We start from the raw sequence: 20,706 nt of genomic DNA on the forward strand, positions 1-20,706 counted from the left end.
GTTGCTAACCGGTGTCCCCCTGAAAAATACGAGGCGCCGGAAGGGTCGGGACGGACCCTGCAGGGCCGAAGGGACGAGGTACCGAGAGAGTTGGGCACGCACCACCGGCCGGGTTAGGCCCCACCCGCCACCGGCACTCACAGGACGAACTACCGGCCTGCACACACCCGTTAGCAACAAAAACACCCGCTAGCCGCAAACAGACTCCCCTTAGCCGGAATCCGCGGCTTAGCAACCACTGCTAAAGCGCGGATCCGTTGCTAACCGGTGTCCCCCTGAAAAATACGAGGTGCCGGAAGGGTTGGGCGCGCGCCACCGGTTGGGCTGGGCCACACGCCGCCCCCGCCTCCGGCTCACACAGTGGTGAAGTGCAAGAACGTGCCGATTGTCAGCGACACAAAAGCCGCACCGGCACACAGAAGCTCAATGCCCAGTCCAATGCCGACGGCAACGAGGGTGCCCTTCGTAGTCTGCAGCGCTTCACCGGCAGTCGAATGCCGCACCCATTCAGCAATGAACAGGCCAACCACAAAGCCGATGAGCAACCCCGGCCCGGGCAGAACAAACATGCCGACAACAGCACTGAGCGCGGCTATTGCAATGACCCGGTTCGGCACCTGAAGCTTCTTCAGCCGATTGCCGGTCAGCACCCACGAGGCCGTTATGCCTATGACCGTCATGACGATCCCGGCCGCAGCACACGCCCAGCCCATGGTCGAGTTCACCGCAACACCCCAGCCGATCAGCACAGCCAGGTTCAGCAGCGACCCCGGAAGAACAGGCACGATGATGCCGGCACACCCGATCACCAGACCGACAAACGCAATGACGGTCGCCCACACCTGGGCGTCAGCGCTCAGCATCGTCGCCTTCGTTCGAGGCGTCACCACCCGAGGCTCCGTCACCACCCGAGGCGCCGTCACCACCCGAGGCGCCACTCGTCTCACGGCCGGACTCATCACCACGAGACTCACCAGCACCGTCCTCACCAGCACCCGCAGCGACCATTTCGAAGTCTTCGCTGCGGTCGTCGATGACGGGTTCGGCGGTGTCGTCGTCGTGTCGGCGGACGTCAGTTTCAGAGTGTGCGCCGCAGCCGTTGCTCAGTGACACCACACGCCCGTCAAATGGCGATGCCGCGTTGGCGCACAGACCGAACTGGGTGCGCACCGAACCAGCAATGGGCATAAGGAAACCGCATGTGCGGCACTTGGCAGACGCCTCGGCGGCGTATTCGGAGTCCGGCCCGGAATCAGATTCAGCCCAGCGGGCAGCAGCAGCTGCAATGCCGTCGCGTGACAGCACGCGCTTGCGCCCCAGACCGAATTCAAAGTTGGGGATCTGGTCGATGTTGTCTTCAGGTTCGACCTTGACCTGCTCAAGTCCCAGTTCAAGGTTCGGATCGTTTTCGACCTTCGGCAGGACATCGCGAGCGCCGATGTCCGACGGGCGCAGCCTGTCCTTCCACGGCACCCATTCCGGTGCGACAAGCGCATCTTCGCCGGGCAGCAACGCTGTTTCAGAGACCGTGACGGTCTCAGACCCGGGCACCAGCGCCAGAATCGCCGTCCAGTACCAGCCCGGGTAGCCGGGTGTGCGGCATTCGAAGATGTGGGATGCGGCGTAGGCGCCTTCGGCAACAACACCCAGGTGCTCGCCGATAGACGTTTCGTCCGTCATTTCGGCAATCGCTGCGCGCGCAGTGTCGACCGCCTGAGCCAACGTGGGGTTGATCTCCCCCAGCGAGGCCCTCCATTCGGCGTAGCAGCTGGTCATCAGCCCTCCAGATCGTCGGCTACGTGGCGCAGGACCTCAGCGACTTTCGCGGAGAATTCCGCGTCCGGGTAGCGGCCCTGTCGCAGTCCAGCCAGCGTGTCATCGAGCATCGAGATGACATCTTGAATCATATCTGCCGTCTTTTCGGGGTTGGGGCGCACGCGCGGCGGAGCGTCCAGCAGTCGTGCGCGCAGCACCTGACGGCCGCGGCGGGAATCCACGATGTCGAAGTCCAGGCGGGATCCCTTGTGCACGGTCACGCCGTCGGGCAGTGACGACGAGTGCATGAAGAACTCTTCGCCATCGTCTCCTGTGACGAAGCCGAAGCCTTTGTCTGAGTCAAACCACTTCACGCGTCCAGTGGGCATTGTCTGTCCTTTTCTGTGCGCACTCGCGTGCGCGTCTGTTGGTCTGCTGCGGGCCGAACCTCACGAGGTGCCGGTCAGCTCCGCTTGTCTGTTGGGGTGTGCCTGGGAGGCTGGGCGGGCGAGGTGCCCGCGGGTGTTCCTGTCTGCTCTGTCCGCACCGGGTTCGGCCTGTCTGTTCTGGCCGGTCTGCCCGGAGCGCCGGAGTGAGTGTGCGCTCTAGGTGCGGCGGCGGAAGATCGCGGTGATCAGCCACGCCAGGAACAGGATGAACGATGCGCTTGGGGCAATCATTCCCACCCAGGTCAGAACCTTCGATGGGTGGCCGACGGTCAGGCCCTGCACAATCACCACGACAAGGGCGATTGCGCCCAGCAGCATGAGCGCAAGCGCGGTGATCAGCGTCCACGATGTGCGCTGTTCGTTCGTGCTTGTTGTCACTGTGGGCCTTTCGGTGTTGTGGCTCTGCCGACGGGGTCGACCACCCATTCTAACCGCCGGCTTTCTGTGCTCCGTCTAGACTCGTAGGGATGAAGGGCTTTCAGACTTTCACCGCGTGGCTGTCCACCGCCCCGGCCGACTGGTTTGCGGATTTTGTCCGCACCCGGCGCGATCTGGTGCGCACCGACACAGCGTCACTTGCCCGCCTGGCCGGTTCGGCTTCCACCCGCAAAGGGGTGGCCGTTGCCCTTGAGGCGCTCAACGCCGAAGCGCTGCAGACCGCTCTGCGCGCGGCGAAGGCTGCCCGCGTTGATCCTGTTGTTCCCCGCTCTGCTCTGGAAGCAAGCTCAGATGTCCTGGACCGTCTGATTCTTCTGGGCCTGCTGTGGCCCGCACAGACCAGCACAGAAGACACAACCGCAAGGGCCCCCGGTGATGCCGAGTTCTTCGGCTTCCAATCCGAAGCCATCGCCCTGCTGCCCACCTCGGCAGCAGAATCCGCCCGCCCGCCGGAGTGGACGGAATACTCACGGCCAGACGAACCAGCCCTCACCCCAATCCCCGAATCTGTTGCCCGCAACGCCCAAGCTGCGGCCGCAGGTGCCGCGGGCGGCACAGTTGCCGCTGCCGTCCGGGCGATCGAAGCCGATCCGCCCAGCCAGCTGATGTCCGGCGGTGTCGGCAAACGCGACGTCCAGCGACTGGCTTCCGCCCTCGACCTCGAATACGCGCAGACGATCTTCGTGCTCGAACTGTGCGGCGCACTCAACCTGGTGGGCGTCGACACTTCCAGCATCGACCCGGTGTGGCTGCCCACCAGCGAATACGACATTCTCAAGCGCACCGACCGCGGCAGCCTGCACGCTGCACTCGTGCGCGCCTGGCTGCACATGGGCGAAGACATCACCCACATCGCCGCCGGCCACACGCCCCGCGGCGACCGCGTGCACCCGCTGAACTCCGTCGTCAAACCCACTACCGCCACCCCCTATGGCGGGCACCCCTCGGCTCTGCCGCCGGTCCGCTCGGCTCGCTTCCGACTGCTGCGCTCCCTCCTCTCTCCCGAGGTGCCGCTCCCCCAACCGGGCTCCGGAACCTCGACCGGCACCTCGGCAGATTCAGGCACCTCGACAGACCAGAAAACCGCAGAGACCCCGAGCATCCGGCTGACCGACCTCACGGCGGTCCTCCAGTGGCGCTACCCGCTGGCACCGGCGTTCAACCGCGAAACACTGGCCCAGATGCTGGGCGAGGCGGAATTCCTGGGGCTCGTCGCCACTCCCCTGACCGCACCCGACTCCTACGGGCTGACCCCTCTGGGCCGCACGCTTGCCGAGCACCTGAACACATCCCTGCCGGCGGCCGCACAGCCACTCGACTACGCGGGCTCAGCCGCCACAGTGCCAGCCGACTTCGCCACAACAATCGGCGAACTCCTGCCCGACTACGCCGAAACCGTCGTCATCCAATCCGACCTCACCGCGGTCGCCACCGGGCCCGTCCACCCCGACCTGGCGCAGAAACTCGATTCGCTCGCCGACATCGAAACCCGCGGCCAGGGCACCGTCTACCGCTTCACCGAAAAGAGCATCGAACGAGCCCTGCACACAGGGCTCAGCCGCACCGACATCGTTGACACACTGCGCGAATGTTCCTCGACCGGAGTGCCGCAGCCACTGGAGTTCCTCATCGACGGAGTTGCCTCCAGACTCAACCGCGTGCAGGTCGCCAGCGCCCGCGGCGCAGTCATCGTCGACGACCCCGACGAACTCGACGCCCTCCTGGCCGACCCGCTGCTCATCCCAGCCCAGCTGACCCGCGTGGCCCCCACCGTCGCATTGGCCGGCATCAGCTCCGACCGCCTGCGCGTCCTGCTGGAGGGCGCTGGCACATCGACCCTGACGGAAGCGCCCACGGCACAGCCGCAGCGCGCGCCCAAGCAAACCGCGCCCGCCGTCACCCGGCGGACAGCCCGCATTGCCGATGCAGACCTCGACCGCTACATTGCCGGGGTGCGCAGCAGCGCTGAAGCAGATGACGGCGACCCGGCATCCACCTCGGGCATTCTGCGCAGCGCCATCGACCGGCAGCAGAGTGTTGCCGTCACGCTGGCCCGCGCCGACGGCAGCAGCACCACCATCACGCTCACCCCGACCGCAATCACCGGCGGACGAGTGCGCGGAATCCGCAACGGCAGCGAAATTGCCGCCTCACTGTCGCGGATCATCAGCGTCACCCCCGCCGAGGAAGGCACTCAGTGACAGGTCCCCTCGTCGTCCAGTCCGACAGCACAATCCTTCTGGAATCCGGCCACCCCGACGCGGCCGAAGCAGCAGCGGCCATCGCGCCCTTCGCCCAGCTGGCGCGCACACCCGAATACATTCACACCTACACCATCACCCCGCTGGGACTGTGGAACGCGCGTGCCTCCGGCCACGACGCCGAATCCGTCATCGACACCCTGCTCGAATACGCCAAATACCCCGTCCCGCACGAACTCCTGCTGGAAATCGTCGACCTCATGGACCGCTTCGGCGTGCTGGTGCTGACCAGTTCGCCCGTGCACGGCCTGGTTCTCGAATCCTCCGACACCGCGCTGCTGGACAACCTGGCCGAACAGCCCGAAATGCAGGGAATCTTCGGCACCCGGATCGACCCCGGCACCGTCGAGGTGTACCCCTCCGAACGCGGCGAACTGAAGTTCCGCCTGCTCAAACTGGGCCACCCGGTGGCCGACCACGCCGGCTACGTCGACGGTGAAGCGCACGCCATCGACCTCAACTATCACGAGGCGGAGCCAGGCTCCGCTGGTTCTCCCGGCTCCGGCGAGGGGGCGGGCGGCTCCAGCGGCACCGATGAGGGCGAGCGCGAAGGCGCGGGGGCCGAAGAGTGGCACCTGCGGCCATACCAGGACGAAGCCGTGCAGACCTTTATGCGCGGTGAATCCGGTGTAGTCGTCCTGCCCTGCGGTGCCGGAAAAACCATTGTGGGTGCCGCGACCATGGCACAGGTGAGCACAACGACGCTTATCCTGGTGACCAATTCGGTGTCCGCCAAACAGTGGAAGGCCGAACTGCTGCGCCGCACCAGCCTGACGGAAGACGAAATCGGCGAATACTCCGGTGCGGTCAAAGAGATCCGACCGGTCACCATCGCCACCTACCAAGTGCTCACCACCCGCCGCAAAGGCTCCTACCTGCACCTAGAGCTGCTCGATGCGCGCGACTGGGGCCTGGTCATCTACGACGAAGTCCACCTGCTGCCCGCACCCGTCTTCCGGCTGACCGCTGGTCTGCAGGCGCGCCGCCGCCTGGGTCTGACGGCAACGCTGGTACGCGAAGACGGCCGCGAAGACGAAGTGTTCAGCCTCATCGGCCCCAAACAGTTCGAAGTTCCGTGGAAGGAAATCGAAGCCGCCGGCTACATCGCCACCGCCCACTGCGAAGAAGTGCGCGTGCGCCTGGACCGCTCAACCAGGGTGGCCTATGCGAGCGCAGAAGGCGAAGACCGCTACCGGCTGGCCGCCACCAGCGACGTCAAACTCCCCGTGGTGCGCCGCCTGGTGGAAAACCACCGCGACCAGCAGGTGCTCGTCATCGGCCAGTACCTCGACCAGCTGGAAGAGCTCGGCGAAGAACTGGGAGCACCGGTGCTGACCGGCAAAACCGGCGAAGCTGAACGCGAAAGGCTCTACGAAGCATTCCGCACCGGCGAAATCAAAGTGCTCGTCGTGTCGAAAGTCGCCAACTTCTCCGTCGACCTGCCCGAGGCCTCCGTCGCCATCCAGGTGTCCGGCTCCTTCGGCTCACGCCAAGAAGAAGCACAGCGGCTCGGCCGAATCCTCAGACCAAAAGAAAACCGCCAAGCGGCATCTTTCTACACGGTTGTCGCAGCTGAAACAGTCGACGAACAGTTCGCCGCCCACCGCCGCCGGTTCCTCACAGAACAGGGTTACAGCTACACCATCAGCAGCGCCTGACCAGAACAGAACCGGAACAGAGCAGGCCCGCGCCAGCGGCACCTCGGCATTTGGGGACCGACCCGGGCAGAACCGGGACAGAACCGGTCAGTCCTCCGGCGCCTCCTCTTCGACAACCAAGTGCATTTCGGCAGTCTCCGGGTGGACGTTCGTGCGGGCAATGACCCGTCGGCGCTCCTGCCGATTCTCACCGAGCTTGACGAAGACCACTCCGAGGAGCACAAACACACCGCCGATCGCCTGCACCGCCACCGGCAGATCCCCCAAAAGAATCCAGGCCATAACCACCGACATCGGAACCTCAACCAGGTTCAAGAAGCTCGAAATGGTCGACCCGACGTAGCGCACACCCACAACCGCCGTCGTATATGCCCCGCCGGTGCACAGAAGCAGAGCCAGCGCAACCACCCACCAAGGAAGAAGAACGCCGCCCGCATCGAGGTCCTGCGTTGTCATGCCGGCCGGAATGATGCCCACAGCGGTGATGAGGGCAACCACAACCGCGCCAATCCCCATCGTGATGCAGATCAGAGTCACCGACGGGAAGCTGAGGTCAGCCTTGGCGGACATGACGAAGAACGCCGCCAAGCACACGGCTGCCGACAGCGCGTAGAAAACACCGAGCAGATCAACTGACGATCCGCGCGGATCAAGAATGATGAGCAGACCAACCGCGGCGGCGACAATACCGATGAATGTCAGGGTGGACGGGCGGAAGCGGGTGCTGGCCCACACCCACAGCACAATCATGAGCGGCGCCGTCATCTCCAGAAGCAGCGCAATCGGCGGGCTCATGCGCTCAACCGCCAAGAAGAACAACAGCTGCACACCGGCCATGCACACAACACCGTAGGTCAGCACATACCAGCGAACCTGCCACACTTCGCGCCAGCGGCCGCGCATCTGAATGAACATCGGAATCGCAAGCAGGAGGCAGCTGCCGGCCAGACGCACAAACGTCACCGGCCCCGGCGTCCAATCACCCGCGTACATGAGCTTGCCCAAAGGTGCGCAGATCGCGAAAAGAAAGCACGACACCAGCGTGATGAGCAGACCCAAAACAAAGTTCCGATTCACCGGATCATCGTGAGGGCTGGCCCTGATCTAAGTCAACACGGGCCCACAAGGCAAGACTCCCCCGACAGCAAGCCGAAGCACGCCCTTCAAAGAGCGCGGTGAGACACGGGCGAAATTGCGGCCACCTCGACAGCCTCAAAGTCACCAGCGGGCGGTAACGTTGTACCCATGTTTGCCATTCTCACGATCACAGCTGTCGCACTGCTGTTCCTCGGCAGCATCGCACTGGCAGTTCTCCACTCTCTGTGGTGGCTCATAGCCGTCGTCGTCTTCGCCGCTCTGCTCGCACTGGCCATCTACGACGTCATCCAGCCCCGCCTGGCCGTCCTGCGCATCTACCCCCTGCTGGGTCACATGCGGTACCTCATGGAAGAGATCCGCCCCATGATCCAGCAGTACTTCGTGGAAAGGAACTGGGACGGCCGCCCCTATGACGCCGATGCCCGCGCCCTCATCTACGAACGCGCACAGGGAGTCCACGCCGAAAAGTCGTTCGGCACGGAACTCGAAGTTCGCGACTCCGGCTACGAATACCTGCTGCACTCCGTTGTCCCCGGCAAGCGTCCCGAAGGCGAACACCGCGTGGTCATCGGCGGTCCGCAGTGTTCCCAGCCGTTTGACGTATCGCTGCTGAACATCGCCTCAATGTCCTACGGCGCTCTGTCCGTCAACGCCGTGCGCGCCATGAACCGCGGCGCCTACAAGGGCGGCTTCTTCCAGGAGTCCGGCGAAGGCGGCGTCACCCGCTACCACCTGGAATCCGGCGCAGACATCGTGTGGGAGTTCGGTTCCGGCTACTTCGGATGCCGCACACCAGAAGGCAACTTCAACCCCGAAATGTTCGCCCAGAGGGTCGTCCACCCCAACATCAAGGGCGTGCTCATCAAGCTGTCGCAGGGCGCCAAGCCCGGCCTCGGCGGTGTTCTGCCGGCCGAAAAGATCACCCCTGAAATCGTTGAAGCCCGCGGTGTCGAGCCCGGCAAGGACTGCATTTCGCCGCCATCGCACACGGCGTTCACAACCCCCACCGAGCTGATGCAGTTCGTGGGTCAGCTGCGGGAACTGTCCGGCGGCAAGCCGATCGGATTCAAACTGTGCGTCGGCCTGCGCACCGACGTCCTGGCCATCGTCAAGGCAATGCTCGAAACCGGCATCCTGCCGGACTTCATCGTGGTCGACGGTTCGGAGGGCGGCACGGGTGCCGCTCCACTGGAATACGAAGACCACGTGGGCACCCCGCTGACCGAGGGCCTCATCCTCATGCACAACGCGCTCGTGGGTGCGGGCATCCGCCAGCACATCAAGATCGGCGCAGCCGGCAAGATCGTGGCCGGCACCGACATCATCCGACGCATCGCCCAGGGTGCTGACTACTGCCTGGCAGCACGCGCCATGATGATGGCCACCGGCTGCATTCAGGCTCAGCGCTGCCACACGAACAAGTGCCCCACCGGTGTTGCCACGCAGAACCCTCGCCTGTACCGCGGGCTCGACGTGGACGACAAGGCCGAGCAGGTGTACCACTACCACAAGTCAACGGTTGCCGAAACGGCGCAGATGATCGCCACGATCGGCCTCGACAGCCCCGACCAGCTGCGCCCGTCGCACATCTTCCGCCGGGTGTCGCAGTCGCGCGTTGAGTCTTACGCCGAAGCGTACGACTGGCTTGAACCGGGTGAGTTGCTGGGCACTCCTCGCCGCAGCTGGGCTGAAGACTGGAACCACGCCGACCCGCACCGGTTCGGCCCGCCCGTTTCGGCCGGCTTCCGCTGATCGGGGCAAGGGCCACAGGGCTCGGAGTTTGAGAATCCTCTTAGACTCCGGGCCCTTTTCTGTGAACGCCGCTTCCTGCCTGTCCGAGGCTTGGGCCGAGTGCGCGCACTCCCGCAGAAAACCGCGCATTCACCGTGTGATTCGTGCAACAATGGCATTCAGGAATCTTCCAGCAAACCTCCAGACTCGAAGAGGAGACTGATTCCATGACGACTCCTATGACCCCCAGCCACGACGCGCAGGAAATCGAAGCGACCCTGCTCGTTGTCGACGATGAACCCAATATCCGCGAACTGCTGTCCACCAGCCTCCGCTTTGCAGGCTTCGAAGTGATTTCAGCAGCCAACGGCGCCGAAGCTCTGCGCCTTGCCGAACAGCAGGTGCCGGACCTGCTGGTGCTCGACGTCATGCTGCCCGACATGGACGGCTTCACCGTCACCCGCCGCCTGCGCCAGGCCGGCTTCCACATCCCGGTGGTATTCCTCACCGCTCGCGACGACACCTCGGACAAGATCACGGGTCTGACTGTCGGCGGCGATGACTACGTGACCAAGCCGTTCAGCCTCGAAGAGGTCGTCGCTCGCATCCGCGCAGTCCTGCGCCGCACCCACGCGGCGGAGGAAGAAGAGACCGCGGTCATCGAAGTCGGCGAACTCGAACTTGACGACGACACTCATGAAGTTCGCCGCGGGGGCATCCTCATCGACCTGTCCCCCACCGAATTCAAACTGCTGCGCTACCTCATGCTCAACGCCAACCGGGTGCTGTCGAAATCTCAGATCCTCGACCACGTGTGGGAATACGACTTCGGCGGAGACACCGGAATCGTGGAATCCTATATTTCGTATCTGCGCCGCAAGATCGACGTGGCCCCCACGACGGACGAAGCTGGCAACCCCATCGAAGTCGAATGGACTCCGATGATCCAGACCAAGCGCGGGGTCGGATACATGTTGCGAACCGCAGACGCCAAATAAGCATGCATCACCAAGGGGCGGGACCGGCAGGCTCGCCCCTTTGCATTGGAAAGCACACTCACCTTGACCACCCAAGCTCAGCGCCGCTCATCCCACGTCCTGTGGCAAGACTGGTCGCTCACCGGCAAACTGCTGGCGATCATGATGACCCTCATGCTGCTCGTGCTAACCGGCACCAGCGCATGGGTACTGGAGAACCTGCGCGCGTCCCTCATCGAACGCACCGACCAGCGGCTGGTCTCGACATCGCAGGCCCTGGCGATCAGAGCCGCCGACGAAGTCATGACGCACACACCCCTGCAGACCACATCGCAGGACCAGATCATCAGCTCGATGCTGCCGGGTACCTACTACGTGCAGTTCTACACGGCAGACGGCCGCAAAGCCTACGACCCCGTCGCCCCGTCGGAAACCAACGTCCCCTACCTGCCGGAAGTCAACGCACAGACAGTTGCTGAGAACCGCAGCCAGCCGTTCACGGTGCCCGGCAGCACCTCGCAGTGGCGCGTGCGCACGCTGCCGCTGAAGAACTCCGACATGCTCGTGGCGATCGCACTGCCGTTCGACAAAGACATCGACGAAATCAGCGACTACGCCCGCAGCACCATGATCGGCATCGGGGTGCTCGCCCTGGCGATCGTCGGCGGTGTCGGCTACTTCGCCATCACCAACACCTTCCGACCGCTGCGCGACATCGAAAAAACCGCCTCCCGCATTGCCGCCGGCGATCTATCGCAGCGCGTCACTGAATACCCCGCCTCCACCGAACTCGGTCGTCTGTCCAGTGCGCTGAACACCATGCTCGGGCACATTGAGGACTCCTTCGACGGGCGCAAAGCCTCTGAGAAGCGCATCCGGCAGTTCGTGTCAGACGCATCCCACGAACTGCGCACCCCGCTTGTCACCATCCGCGGCTACGCGGAGCTCTACCGGCAGGGTGCCGTGCAGAAACCCGAAGACGTCGCCCAGATCATGGGCCGAATCGAAGCAGAATCCATCCGCATGGGCGACCTCGTCGAAGACCTTGTGGTGTTGGCCAGGCTCGACAGCGAGCGCCGCGCAGAAATCGGCCCCGTCGACATGGCTGCCGCAGTCCGCGACACCGCAGCAGACACAGCGGCGCAGGCACCGCACCGGGATATCTCCTTCATTGGGCTCGACGGCGAGGACGCTCCGGGACTTCCGCTCATCGAAGGGGCGGATTCCAAGCTGCGCCAGGTGATCAGCAATCTGGCCGGCAACGCCCTGCGCCACACTGCCGACGATGTCGCAATCGACTTCGCGGTCGGGGTCGTGGATGTCCCCGAAGCGTTCGAAACCGAAGGCGAAACCACAGAAGCCGGCAAGCAGTCGCGCGGCGCTCTCGATTTCGTCACCGGCCCCGTCCGCATATTCAAACGCGACGGCAGCCGCGCTGATGTCAAGCCCCAAAACAAGGGCCAGGGCAAGGCTCAGGTTCCCACCACCTCGCAGGGGGCAGCTGCGAGCGCAGCCGCCGACAGCAGGCCGGCCGCGGTCAAGCGGACGGATTCCGTCGAACAGCCCCTGGCACCGCCCGGTGCGGGAGGCATCATCGTCCCCGATGTCCTCGAAGGCTTCCCCGCCGGACGCGTCCGCATCGAAGTGCGTGACCACGGAGAAGGCATCGACCCCGAAGTCGCACCGCGAGTCTTCGAACGGTTCTACCGTCTGGATTCATCTCGCGACCGCTCAACCGGCGGGTCCGGCCTGGGACTGTCGATCGTCAAGGCCATCATCGACTCCCACAAGGGCGAAATCTCCGTCCACGAAACTCCCGGCGGCGGCGCCACCTTCCGCGTCGACCTGCCCATCCCGCCAGAGGGCGTACTGCCGGAAACCACCAGAAAGGACCGCTCATGACCGAACCGCGCCACCCCAACAACCCCTATGACGGCGGGTACGGAAACAGCGAACGTCCACCGTACGGCGGCCCCGCACAGCCGCCGTTGGCCGAGCAGCAGGGGCAGGCGAACCCAGGCCACCCAACTGAGCCCGGCCACCCATCAGGTGCTCCGGGGCCGGCCAGCGGGCACCTCGGCGGCTATGGAACCCAACAGCAGCCCAGCGGCTTCCCGCCCGCCGGCCCGCACGGCCTGCCCTCCGTCCGACCGCGCCCGGCCAAGTCTGCCCGCCGCGGGCCAGGCTGGGGCGCGCTCATCGCCACGGGTGTCATCGCAGCGCTCATCGGCGGCGGCACCGCAGTGGGAGTCACCGCGGCAACCAGCGCAATCAGCGGCAGCGGAAAGCAGTCCGAAATCGAAACCTCGACGTCCGATCAGAAGGTCAAAACCGTTGACAGCCCCGACTGGACGGCAGTCGCGGCGGACGCGTCGAAGTCAGTCGTCTCAATCCAGGCCCGCGGCGCCGAAGGCGAAGCCCTCGGTTCGGGTTTTGTGTACAAAGACGACTACATCGTGACCAACAACCACGTTGTCGCCCCCGGTGATTCAGCCCAGTCTGAGATCAACGTCGTGTTCCACGACGGCGCTTCGGTTGCAGCGAAGATCGTCGGACGCGACCCCATCACCGATATCGCGGTGCTCAAACTGTCCACCAAACCGGAGGGTTTGACCCCGCTGCCGATCGGCGACAGCAACGGCCTCAAGGTCGGTGAGCCCGTCATGGCGCTGGGCAACCCGCTGGGTCTTGCCGACACGGTGACCACCGGCATCGTGTCCGCTCTCAACCGTCCCGTCGCGACCCAGCAGAAGGGCTCAGGCGGAGAAGCCGACATTTCGACGATCACCAACGCTATTCAGGTTGATGCCGCGGTCAATCCTGGTAATTCCGGTGGGCCGCTCATCAACGCGGCCGGCAAATTCATCGGTGTGAACTCTTCCATTGCCACGATGCCGACCGCCGGCGAACAACAGGCCGGCTCCATCGGCATCGGCTTCGCGATTCCCGCCACCCAAGCGACCTACATTGCCGACCAGCTCATCAGCTCGGGCAAGGCCAAGCACGCCTACCTCGGGGTGACTATTACGTCCGGTTCTGTGGAAAACGAAGGGATCACGACGGGAGCTGCCGTCGTCTCCAAGGTCGAAAGCGGTTCCCCCGCGGCTGCGGCTGGTCTGCGCGAGGGCGACGCCATCATCAAGGCCGGCGGCACCACCGTGAACTCCGCTATTTCTCTGCAGGCTCTCGTCCGGGCACAGAAGGATGGACAGGATCTGCCGCTGACCATTGTGCGCGGCGGCAAGACACAGGACATCACGGTCTCTCTCAAGGCCCGCTGATCCCGCAGATTCTGCCGGCTGCCGCACCTCACACGAGGCGCCTGTCGGCTTGAGTTGGTCGATTCCGGTCGGAACACGGCTGGGCTGAACCGGTTTTGTGGCGCGGCCACTTGAGCTCGGAGGGCTGTGGAAGCACTCGCGTGTTTCCACAGCCTTTCTTATTGTCTTTTACGCCCGCGCGATTCGGCTCATTGTCGTTATGACACCGTCCGGTGTTCAACGACAACGAAGGAGTCTTATGTCCACCATCAACATCGACGCCGAACGCATCACCCAAGCAGCTTCGACCGCTTCGCACAGCGCGGCCACTCTGCACAGCGAAGTCGACAGGCTCATGCACCAGCTGCGCGCCCTGCAGGAATGCTGGACGGGAACCGCATCCGCCGGCTTCCAAACGGTTGTCGCCGACTGGCAGCAGGTGCAGGCCAAAGTCCATGAATCGCTCACGCAGATTCAGAAGGCGCTCGCTCTGGCCGGTCAGCAGTACGCGGATGTCGAAAGCGCCAACGCCAAACTCTTCCGCGGCTGACATGTTCACAGTCGGGTCAGCCAGACACTGCGAAGGAGGCTGGTCAACCGGAGACCGCGGGTGCTGAGTGCAGGAAATCCCGGTCTCGGCTGAGAAACCTCAGGTTTTCTCAGCCGGGACCGTTAGGCTGGGACAGAATACGTGCCAAGCAGTCACTGCAAGGAGTAATCTGCGCTCATGAGCATTTTCCAGCGGATCAAGATGATCTTCGGCGCCAAGGCCAACAAGGCTCTCGACCGCGCTGAAAACCCCAATGAAACCCTCGACTACTCGTACCAGAAGCAGCTCGACCTGCTGCAGAAGGTGCGCCGCGGTGTTGCTGATGTCGCCACCAGCCGCAAACGTCTCGAACTGCAGATCAACCAGCTTGAATCGCAGTCGGACAAACTGCAGGGGCAGGCGCAGAAGGCACTTGAAATGGGCCGCGAAGACCTGGCCCGCGAAGCTCTGACCCGCAAGTCCGGGCTGGCCCAGCAGATCCAAGACCTTCAGGGACAGCACCAGAACCTGCAGGCGGAAGAACAGAAGCTCACGCAGGCCTCCCAGCGCCTGCAGACGAAGGTCGAATCCTTCCGCACCCGCAAGGAGACCCTCAAGGCCAATTACAACGCTGCCGAAGCGCAGACCAAGGTCAGCGAAGCTTTCAGCGGCATTTCTGACGAATTCGGCGATGTCGGTCTGGCGATTCAGCGTGCTGAAGACAAAACCAACGAACTTCAGGCGCGTGCCGGCGCAATGAACGAACTGCTCGAAACCGGTGCCCTGGAAGACTTCAGCGGCACGGGTGGGGACGACATCGACCGTCAGCTGGCCGCGATGAGCTCCGACAACGACGTCGAAATGGAACTGCAGCGCATGCGCGATTCCCTCCCGGCGTCCAAGCCGCAGGGGCAGCTCGAAGACGTCCAGGACGCAGAAGAAGCCGAAGTCACGGCAGAAGAGAACGACGCCCAGCAGGGCTGATCACCAGCACGGCGGGTTGGGCACACCGGCCCGCCGTGTTCACGCAAGGAGCACAGTGGCCAGAAACAGGTTCGTCAAAGACCGCGGACTGTCCCTCCGCATGGGGTGGGCTATCTTCCTCAACGGGCTGATCTACGTCATCCTGATTCTGGCCATCTGGTGGATCCTCGGACAGTCGCTCGGCGGTGTCGTGATCGCGCTGCTCATCAGCTTCGGCGCTTTCTTCTTCCAGTGGTATTCCTCCGACAAGCTCGCAATGCGCGCCATGGGAGCCTACGAGGTCTCCCCCGAACAGGCACCGGAGCTGCACGCGATCGTCGACCGTCTGACTCAGCTGGCCGACTCCCCCAAACCGCGGGTTGCCTTCGCTGACACCCGCGTGCCCAACGCCTTTGCCACTGGACGCTCACCTGACCACTCGGTTGTGTGCGTTACCCGCGGCCTGCTGGAAACGCTCGAGCCCGCAGAGGTCGAAGTGGTGCTCGCCCACGAACTTGCTCACGTTGCCCACCGCGATGTCACCGTCATGACTGTTGCCGGTGTTACGGGCGTTGTCGCAGGCCTCATGGTCCGCTCCGGCATGTACGCCCGCTACGGCGGGCGCAACAACAACGCCGCGGCAGTCATGGTCGCTATGATGCTCGTGGGTGCCATCGTCTACGCAATCAGCTTCGTGCTCATCCGCGCCCTCAGTCGCTACCGCGAACTCGCCGCTGACCGGGCAGCCGCGTACCTAACCGGCCAGCCATCCACTCTGGCCAGCGCTCTTATGAAGATCTCCGGGCAGATGACGAAAGTCCCCGACCAGGACCTGCGGGCAGCCGGTGCCGCCAACCACCTCGCGCTCATTCCCGCGGTCAACGGAAAGTCCGTCACACAGCTGTTCTCCACGCACCCCAGCTTGGAAAAGCGCCTGGCCCAGCTGCAGGACATCGCCCGCAACCTGTCACAGAGGTGAGGAATGGGTTTCTTCGACGCTCTTCTTGGACGCTCCAAACCGGTCAAACCGAACCTTGACGCTCTTTTCGGCCTGCCTCCGGCGGCTCTGACACTGGAAGCCGCAACAGACTATGCACCCACCGGCGTTGCATCAGTGGCCTACCGCGCGGTCGAAGGCGGCGCATCGGCGGATGCTGTGCGCGAAGCCTCGGCGCTGATCGCCAAGGATGCCGACCTTCAGGTGCGCACAGAAGACGACAGCTACGGCTATTCGTGGCACGTGCTGAGCAACCAGGCACGCGACATCCCCGGCCTGGTCACAAACCTGCACGCAGTCAACAGCTCCATTGAGAACGCCGGCTTCGGCCCCATGCTGCTTTGCTCATCGCTGTACTTCAGCACACCCTCAGGCACACGCGCGGCACTCGTCTACCTGTACAAGCGCGGGACGTTCTACCCGTTTGTGCAGACGGGACCGCACCGCAGGGACAACGCCGAAGAGTTCAACATCAAAGCAGCAATCGGCGCTGATCTCCGCTTTGAAGAAGACACGTCAAAGTGGTCGCCCCTGTGGGACGCACCGGGCATGCTCGACTGAAGTCAACTGAGAGCTCAGCGGATGCGCAGCGGTGAAAATGCGCCCGCGCTCGCAGCTGTGCGGCGGCTCAGCCGCGTGTGATGGTGAATTCGATGTCAAGAGCGGGAACAGCAATCACATCGCCGACATTGACGTTTGAGCTGCGCCGCGAATTGAGCTCGCCGTTGACGAACACCTGGCCGTCCTGAATGAGCTCTTTGGCCATGACTCCGTCTTCAACGAAGCCAGAGAGTTTGAGCACCTGACCTAGGCGAATGCTGTCGTCGCGAATCCAGACTTCTTCCACTGTTCTCCTTCTGATTCCCGATACCAGTCAATCAGAAGCCGAAGTCGAAATCGCCGAAGCCTCCGCCGAAGTCGCCCATGTCACCGCCCATGTCACCGGCATCGCCCGCGCCGCCATCAGCGGCCAGGCCGTCCTGGTAACCATCGGCGTAGGAACCGTCCCAGGCTCCCATGCCGCCCATCATCGGCCCCATGAGCATCGCACCCATGAGCACACCGGGAAGCATGCCGGAGCCGGCGTAGTTCGAGTAGTAGCCGCGGTTGTATTCGGCATAAGCAGGGCCTGCCTCCCAGTAGGCCCTGCGCGACATCCCGTCGGCAAGAGTCACTTTGCGCACTGACGGTTCAGCGCCGACGGCAACGCGTTCGGCGTCTGCGGCACAGACGGGAATGGGGCGGGGCTGACCGCCAGCGGGTGCCCAGTCGATGTCTTCGACACTGGGGCCGTGCTGCGGGTTGAAGAAGCACGGCGGACGGCGGGTGGGCAGCGGTTTGCCTTCTACGCGGGCACGCACACAGCTGGCGGTATAGCGGCCGTCTTCCAGGGCTTCTGTCACGTGGCGGATGTCTTCAGGGCGATTGATCTTGTCCAGGAGGTCCTTCGCAAGGTCATAGCAGCTGATGGCCTTCTGGTAGTCCTGGCGGCCGCCGTCACCCAAATCAACACCTGCGGTTTCTAGGTCAAGGGCCCGAACTTCTTCGCCGAACTGCGTAACGTCCTCTTCTGAGGCCTTCGCAACGATTGCGAGTTCGCTCTGCCGAGCCGCCTCTTCGTTCTTCTTGTTGCTGCGAGCAATGGCAAACGCCGCAGCGCCGCCGGCAACCAGAATGACGAGGAAAGCGAAGCCCATGAATGTCCCTTCTCCGCGTGAATCGTACGGCCCCATTATGGTCGCCCAATCTGCGAAGACTCTGAATTGCAGATCAGTGGAAACCGTGTGAGCACACAGAAAAACCGCGGGCGCAGACACTGCGTCTGCGCCCGCGGCTTTGCCTAGTGGACCGTGTTCACGGCCGGTTGGGTCAGAAGCCCATGCCGCCCATGTCACCCATTCCGCCGGTGGGGTCACCTGCGGGTGCGGGCTCCGGCTTGTCTGCCACGACGGCTTCCGTCGTGAGGAACAGGCCTGCGATCGAAGCGGCGTTCTGCAGAGCAGAGCGGGTCACCTTGACCGGGTCGTTGACACCGGCAGCCAGGAGGTCTTCGTATTCGCCGGTTGCAGCGTTGAGACCGTGACCGGTTTCGAGTCCGCGCACCTTTTCGGCAACAACTCCGGGTTCGAGGCCGGCGTTGATGGCGATCTGCTTGAGCGGAGCTTCGATGGCGACCTTGACGATGGCGGCACCGGTGGCTTCGTCACCTTCGAGGTTGAGGTTTTCGAAGGCCTTGGCGCTTGCCTGGATGAGGGCCACGCCACCGCCGGCGACGATGCCCTCTTCCACAGCAGCCTTGGCGTTGCGGACGGCATCTTCGATGCGGTGCTTGGTTTCCTTCAGTTCGACTTCGGTTGCGGCACCAGCCTTGATGACTGCAACACCGCCGGCCAGCTTGGCCAGACGCTCCTGCAGCTTTTCGCGGTCGTAGTCCGAGTCCGAGTTTTCGATCTCGGTGCGGATCTGCTGCACGCGGCCGGCGATTTCGTCGGCGTCGCCAGCACCTTCGACGATGGTGGTTTCGTCCTTGGTGACAACAACCTTGCGGGCGGTGCCCAGCAGGTCGAGCGATGCGTTCTCCAGCTTGAGGCCAACCTCTTCGGCGATGACCTGACCGCCGGTGAGGATCGCAATGTCGGCAAGCTGAGCCTTGCGGCGGTCACCGAAGCCGGGAGCCTTGACGGCAACCGACTTGAAGGTGCCGCGGATCTTGTTGACCACGAGGACGGCGAGGGCTTCGCCTTCGACGTCTTCTGCGATGATCAGCAGCGGCTTGCCGGACTGCTGGATCTTCTCAAGAACCGGCAGGAGGTCCTTCACGTTCGAGATCTTGGAGTTGACGATGAGGATGTAGGGGTCCTCGAGCACCGTTTCCTGGCGCTCTGCGTCAGACACGAAGTAACCGGAGATGTAGCCCTTGTCGAAGCGCATACCCTCGGTCAGTTCGAGTTCGAGGCCGAAGGTGTTGGACTCTTCGACGGTGACGACGCCTTCCTTGCCGACCTTGTCGATGGCCTGGGCAATGAGTTCGCCGATTGCAGGGTCGCCAGCGGAAATGCCGGCGGTAGCAGCGATCTGCTCCTTGGTTTCGATTTCCTTCGCGGAGTCGAGCAGAACCTCGGTCAGCGAGTCGACGGCCTTTTCAATGCCGCGCTTGAGGCTGAGCGGGTCCGCACCGGCTGCGACGTTGCGCAGACCTTCGGACACGAGAGCCTGAGCCAGAACGGTAGCGGTGGTCGTACCGTCACCTGCGACGTCGTCGGTCTTCTTGGCAACTTCCTTGACGAGTTCGGCGCCGATCTTTTCGTAGGCGTCTTCGAGCTCGATTTCCTTGGCGATGGACACACCGTCGTTCGTGATGGTGGGTGCGCCCCACTTCTTTTCGAGAACAACATTGCGTCCGCGGGGACCAAGCGTCACCTTGACTGCATCAGCCAGGGTGTTCAGGCCGGTCTCCAGGCCGCGACGAGCTTCTTCGTCGAATGCAATGAGCTTTGCCATAGTGGCTGGCTTCCTCCCTGTAAGGGGTGGCAGTTGACTAGCACCGCCAGGTGCCCGCGACGGCAGGAAGCTGAACCTGAATCCCTTCTTCAGGCCCGGCTACCTCTGCCTGGGCAGTGCATTTCACCACCACTAGATTTAGCACTCTCGACATGAGAGTGCAAATGCTGGACGTTGCTTCTTCCGACACACCCGTCAGCCGGAATCCACGCCTTAGCCGCACACAAACTCCCGGTAGCCGGGATCTGCGCCTTAGCTGTACTGATCGGGGAGGTTAGTTAATCGTGTGATTGGTGGCTGGCCTCCGCATGCGGAATGGGGTCGGTGGTGATTGTAGTCGTGGAGCCATTGGCCAAGTGCGTTGTTGCGTTCGTTTTCTGATTGGTAGCACCTGGCATAGGCCCACCCATCTGTGAGTGTGCGGTGGAAGCGTTCGATCTTGCCGTTCGTCTGTGGCCGGTAGGGTCGTGTCCATTTCGGAGTGATGCCCAGTTGGGCGCACGTTTGCTGCCACAGTGTGGATCGGTAACACGACCCGTTATCACTGATGACTCTCTTGACGTGAACATTGCGGGCTGCGAACCACGCAGCCGCCCGACGTAACACCCCTGCTGCGGTGACGGCCTTTTCATCATCGTGGATCTCTGCGTACGCCACCCGGGAATGGTCATCGACCACGGTGTGGACAAAGCAATATCCCAACGCTGAGTGTCTAGACCGTTCCGGTGGCTTGCCTTTTGTCTTTGCCCGGTTGAGGAAACCCTGAGCCTTGCCGACAAACCGCCACCCACCACCATCGGGGATCTTGCCGAACTTCGTCACATCCACATGGAGTAAGTCCCCCGGCTGATCATGTTCATAACGACGCACGACCTCACCGGTGGCACGGTCAAGATACGACAGCCGGTTCAGCCGGCAGCGTGTAAGCACCTGATGCGCTGTTGACGGCGCCACACCGCACAGAACAGCCAACTGCGCAGGTCCGATGCGTTTACGCAACCGCAGCGACACGATGCGTTTGACGACCTTAGACGCGGTCTTATTCGGACTCCTATGGGGTCGGGAAGAACGATCCTGCATGCCTTCACC

At 63.4% G+C, this 20,706-nt stretch carries 19 protein-coding genes; 10 read left to right on the top strand and 9 right to left on the bottom strand.

Annotation, left to right across the window (positions count from 1 at the left end; translation table 11 throughout):
• Window positions 1-353 precede the first annotated feature (353 nt).
• From HMPREF3172_RS04670 to HMPREF3172_RS04685, 4 genes are all read right to left on the bottom strand, one after another.
• The gene (locus HMPREF3172_RS04670) at window positions 354-863 is read right to left on the bottom strand and encodes a DUF456 domain-containing protein (protein WP_070515799.1); all 510 of its coding nucleotides are present in this window, start codon (window positions 861-863) and stop codon (window positions 354-356) included.
• The gene (locus HMPREF3172_RS04675; protein ID WP_070515801.1) at window positions 850-1,776 is read right to left on the bottom strand and encodes a DUF3027 domain-containing protein; all 927 of its coding nucleotides are present in this window, start codon (window positions 1,774-1,776) and stop codon (window positions 850-852) included. The genes HMPREF3172_RS04670 and HMPREF3172_RS04675 overlap by 14 nt, the downstream gene beginning before the upstream one ends.
• Window positions 1,776-2,144 carry a cold-shock protein gene (locus tag HMPREF3172_RS04680; protein WP_019175741.1) on the bottom strand — a complete coding sequence of 123 codons (369 nt, stop codon included), beginning with the start codon at window positions 2,142-2,144 and terminating at the stop codon, window positions 1,776-1,778. Before HMPREF3172_RS04680 ends, HMPREF3172_RS04675 begins: the two co-directional genes overlap by 1 nt.
• A 216-nt stretch (window positions 2,145-2,360) precedes the next feature.
• Entirely contained in the window at window positions 2,361-2,582 is a 222-nt protein-coding gene (locus HMPREF3172_RS04685) for a hypothetical protein (RefSeq protein WP_061942042.1), read from the bottom strand.
• Window positions 2,583-2,671: 89 nt separating this feature from the next.
• Here HMPREF3172_RS04685 and HMPREF3172_RS04690 point away from each other — a divergent pair, with 89 nt between their 5' ends.
• Window positions 2,672-4,843: a helicase-associated domain-containing protein gene (locus tag HMPREF3172_RS04690; RefSeq protein WP_070515802.1), complete on the top strand. Its 2,172-nt coding sequence runs from the start codon at window positions 2,672-2,674 to the stop codon at window positions 4,841-4,843.
• Window positions 4,840-6,561: a DNA repair helicase XPB gene (locus HMPREF3172_RS04695; RefSeq protein WP_070423869.1), complete on the top strand. Its 1,722-nt coding sequence runs from the start codon at window positions 4,840-4,842 to the stop codon at window positions 6,559-6,561. The genes HMPREF3172_RS04690 and HMPREF3172_RS04695 overlap by 4 nt, the downstream gene beginning before the upstream one ends.
• Before the next feature lie 87 nt (window positions 6,562-6,648).
• Here HMPREF3172_RS04695 and HMPREF3172_RS04700 read toward each other — a convergent pair whose 3' ends face one another.
• A complete protein-coding gene (locus tag HMPREF3172_RS04700; RefSeq protein ID WP_231863276.1) occupies window positions 6,649-7,638 on the bottom strand; it encodes an EamA family transporter in 990 nt (329 codons plus the stop codon).
• A gap of 168 nt (window positions 7,639-7,806) precedes the next feature.
• Between HMPREF3172_RS04700 and HMPREF3172_RS04705 the strand changes: the two genes are divergently transcribed.
• From HMPREF3172_RS04705 to HMPREF3172_RS04740, 8 genes are all read left to right on the top strand, one after another.
• A complete protein-coding gene (locus tag HMPREF3172_RS04705) occupies window positions 7,807-9,411 on the top strand; it encodes an FMN-binding glutamate synthase family protein (protein ID WP_070515804.1) in 1,605 nt (534 codons plus the stop codon).
• 218 nt (window positions 9,412-9,629) lie between these two features.
• Entirely contained in the window at window positions 9,630-10,388 is a 759-nt protein-coding gene (locus tag HMPREF3172_RS04710) for a response regulator transcription factor (RefSeq protein ID WP_070515806.1), read from the top strand.
• Between the two features lie 63 nt (window positions 10,389-10,451).
• Window positions 10,452-12,269 (top strand): sensor histidine kinase, encoded by a 1,818-nt coding sequence (locus tag HMPREF3172_RS10750; RefSeq protein ID WP_070515808.1) that lies wholly within the window; start codon window positions 10,452-10,454, stop codon window positions 12,267-12,269.
• The gene (locus tag HMPREF3172_RS04720; protein WP_070515810.1) at window positions 12,266-13,648 is read left to right on the top strand and encodes a S1C family serine protease; all 1,383 of its coding nucleotides are present in this window, start codon (window positions 12,266-12,268) and stop codon (window positions 13,646-13,648) included. The genes HMPREF3172_RS10750 and HMPREF3172_RS04720 overlap by 4 nt, the downstream gene beginning before the upstream one ends.
• 238 nt (window positions 13,649-13,886) lie before the next feature.
• Entirely contained in the window at window positions 13,887-14,177 is a 291-nt protein-coding gene (locus HMPREF3172_RS04725; RefSeq protein ID WP_019175750.1) for a WXG100 family type VII secretion target, read from the top strand.
• Window positions 14,178-14,354: 177 nt separating this feature from the next.
• Window positions 14,355-15,140 (top strand): PspA/IM30 family protein, encoded by a 786-nt coding sequence (locus tag HMPREF3172_RS04730; RefSeq protein WP_062020533.1) that lies wholly within the window; start codon window positions 14,355-14,357, stop codon window positions 15,138-15,140.
• A 55-nt stretch (window positions 15,141-15,195) separates the two neighbouring features.
• Window positions 15,196-16,098 carry a zinc metalloprotease HtpX gene (gene htpX / locus HMPREF3172_RS04735; protein ID WP_062020536.1) on the top strand — a complete coding sequence of 301 codons (903 nt, stop codon included), beginning with the start codon at window positions 15,196-15,198 and terminating at the stop codon, window positions 16,096-16,098.
• A gap of 3 nt (window positions 16,099-16,101) precedes the next feature.
• Entirely contained in the window at window positions 16,102-16,677 is a 576-nt protein-coding gene (locus HMPREF3172_RS04740) for a PspA-associated protein PspAB (RefSeq protein ID WP_062020538.1), read from the top strand.
• A 67-nt stretch (window positions 16,678-16,744) separates the two neighbouring features.
• On the opposite strand, the gene HMPREF3172_RS04745 is transcribed toward HMPREF3172_RS04740, so the two are convergent.
• The 4 genes from HMPREF3172_RS04745 to HMPREF3172_RS10280 form a co-directional block, all read right to left on the bottom strand.
• A complete protein-coding gene (locus HMPREF3172_RS04745; protein WP_019175754.1) occupies window positions 16,745-16,963 on the bottom strand; it encodes an RNA-binding S4 domain-containing protein in 219 nt (72 codons plus the stop codon).
• Window positions 16,964-16,994: 31 nt separating this feature from the next.
• Complete coding sequence (locus tag HMPREF3172_RS04750) at window positions 16,995-17,813, bottom strand: hypothetical protein (protein WP_070515812.1); 819 nt, start codon at window positions 17,811-17,813, stop codon at window positions 16,995-16,997.
• A gap of 172 nt (window positions 17,814-17,985) precedes the next feature.
• Window positions 17,986-19,617: a chaperonin GroEL gene (gene groL, locus HMPREF3172_RS04755; protein ID WP_019175756.1), complete on the bottom strand. Its 1,632-nt coding sequence runs from the start codon at window positions 19,615-19,617 to the stop codon at window positions 17,986-17,988.
• 252 nt (window positions 19,618-19,869) lie between these two features.
• Window positions 19,870-20,706: IS481 family transposase (locus tag HMPREF3172_RS10280; RefSeq protein WP_083281416.1), on the bottom strand; the 837-nt coding region annotated here is incomplete at its 5' end.

The sequence above is a fragment of the Brevibacterium sp. HMSC08F02 genome, assembly GCF_001807555.1.
Lineage (GTDB): Bacteria > Actinomycetota > Actinomycetes > Actinomycetales > Brevibacteriaceae > Brevibacterium > Brevibacterium ravenspurgense.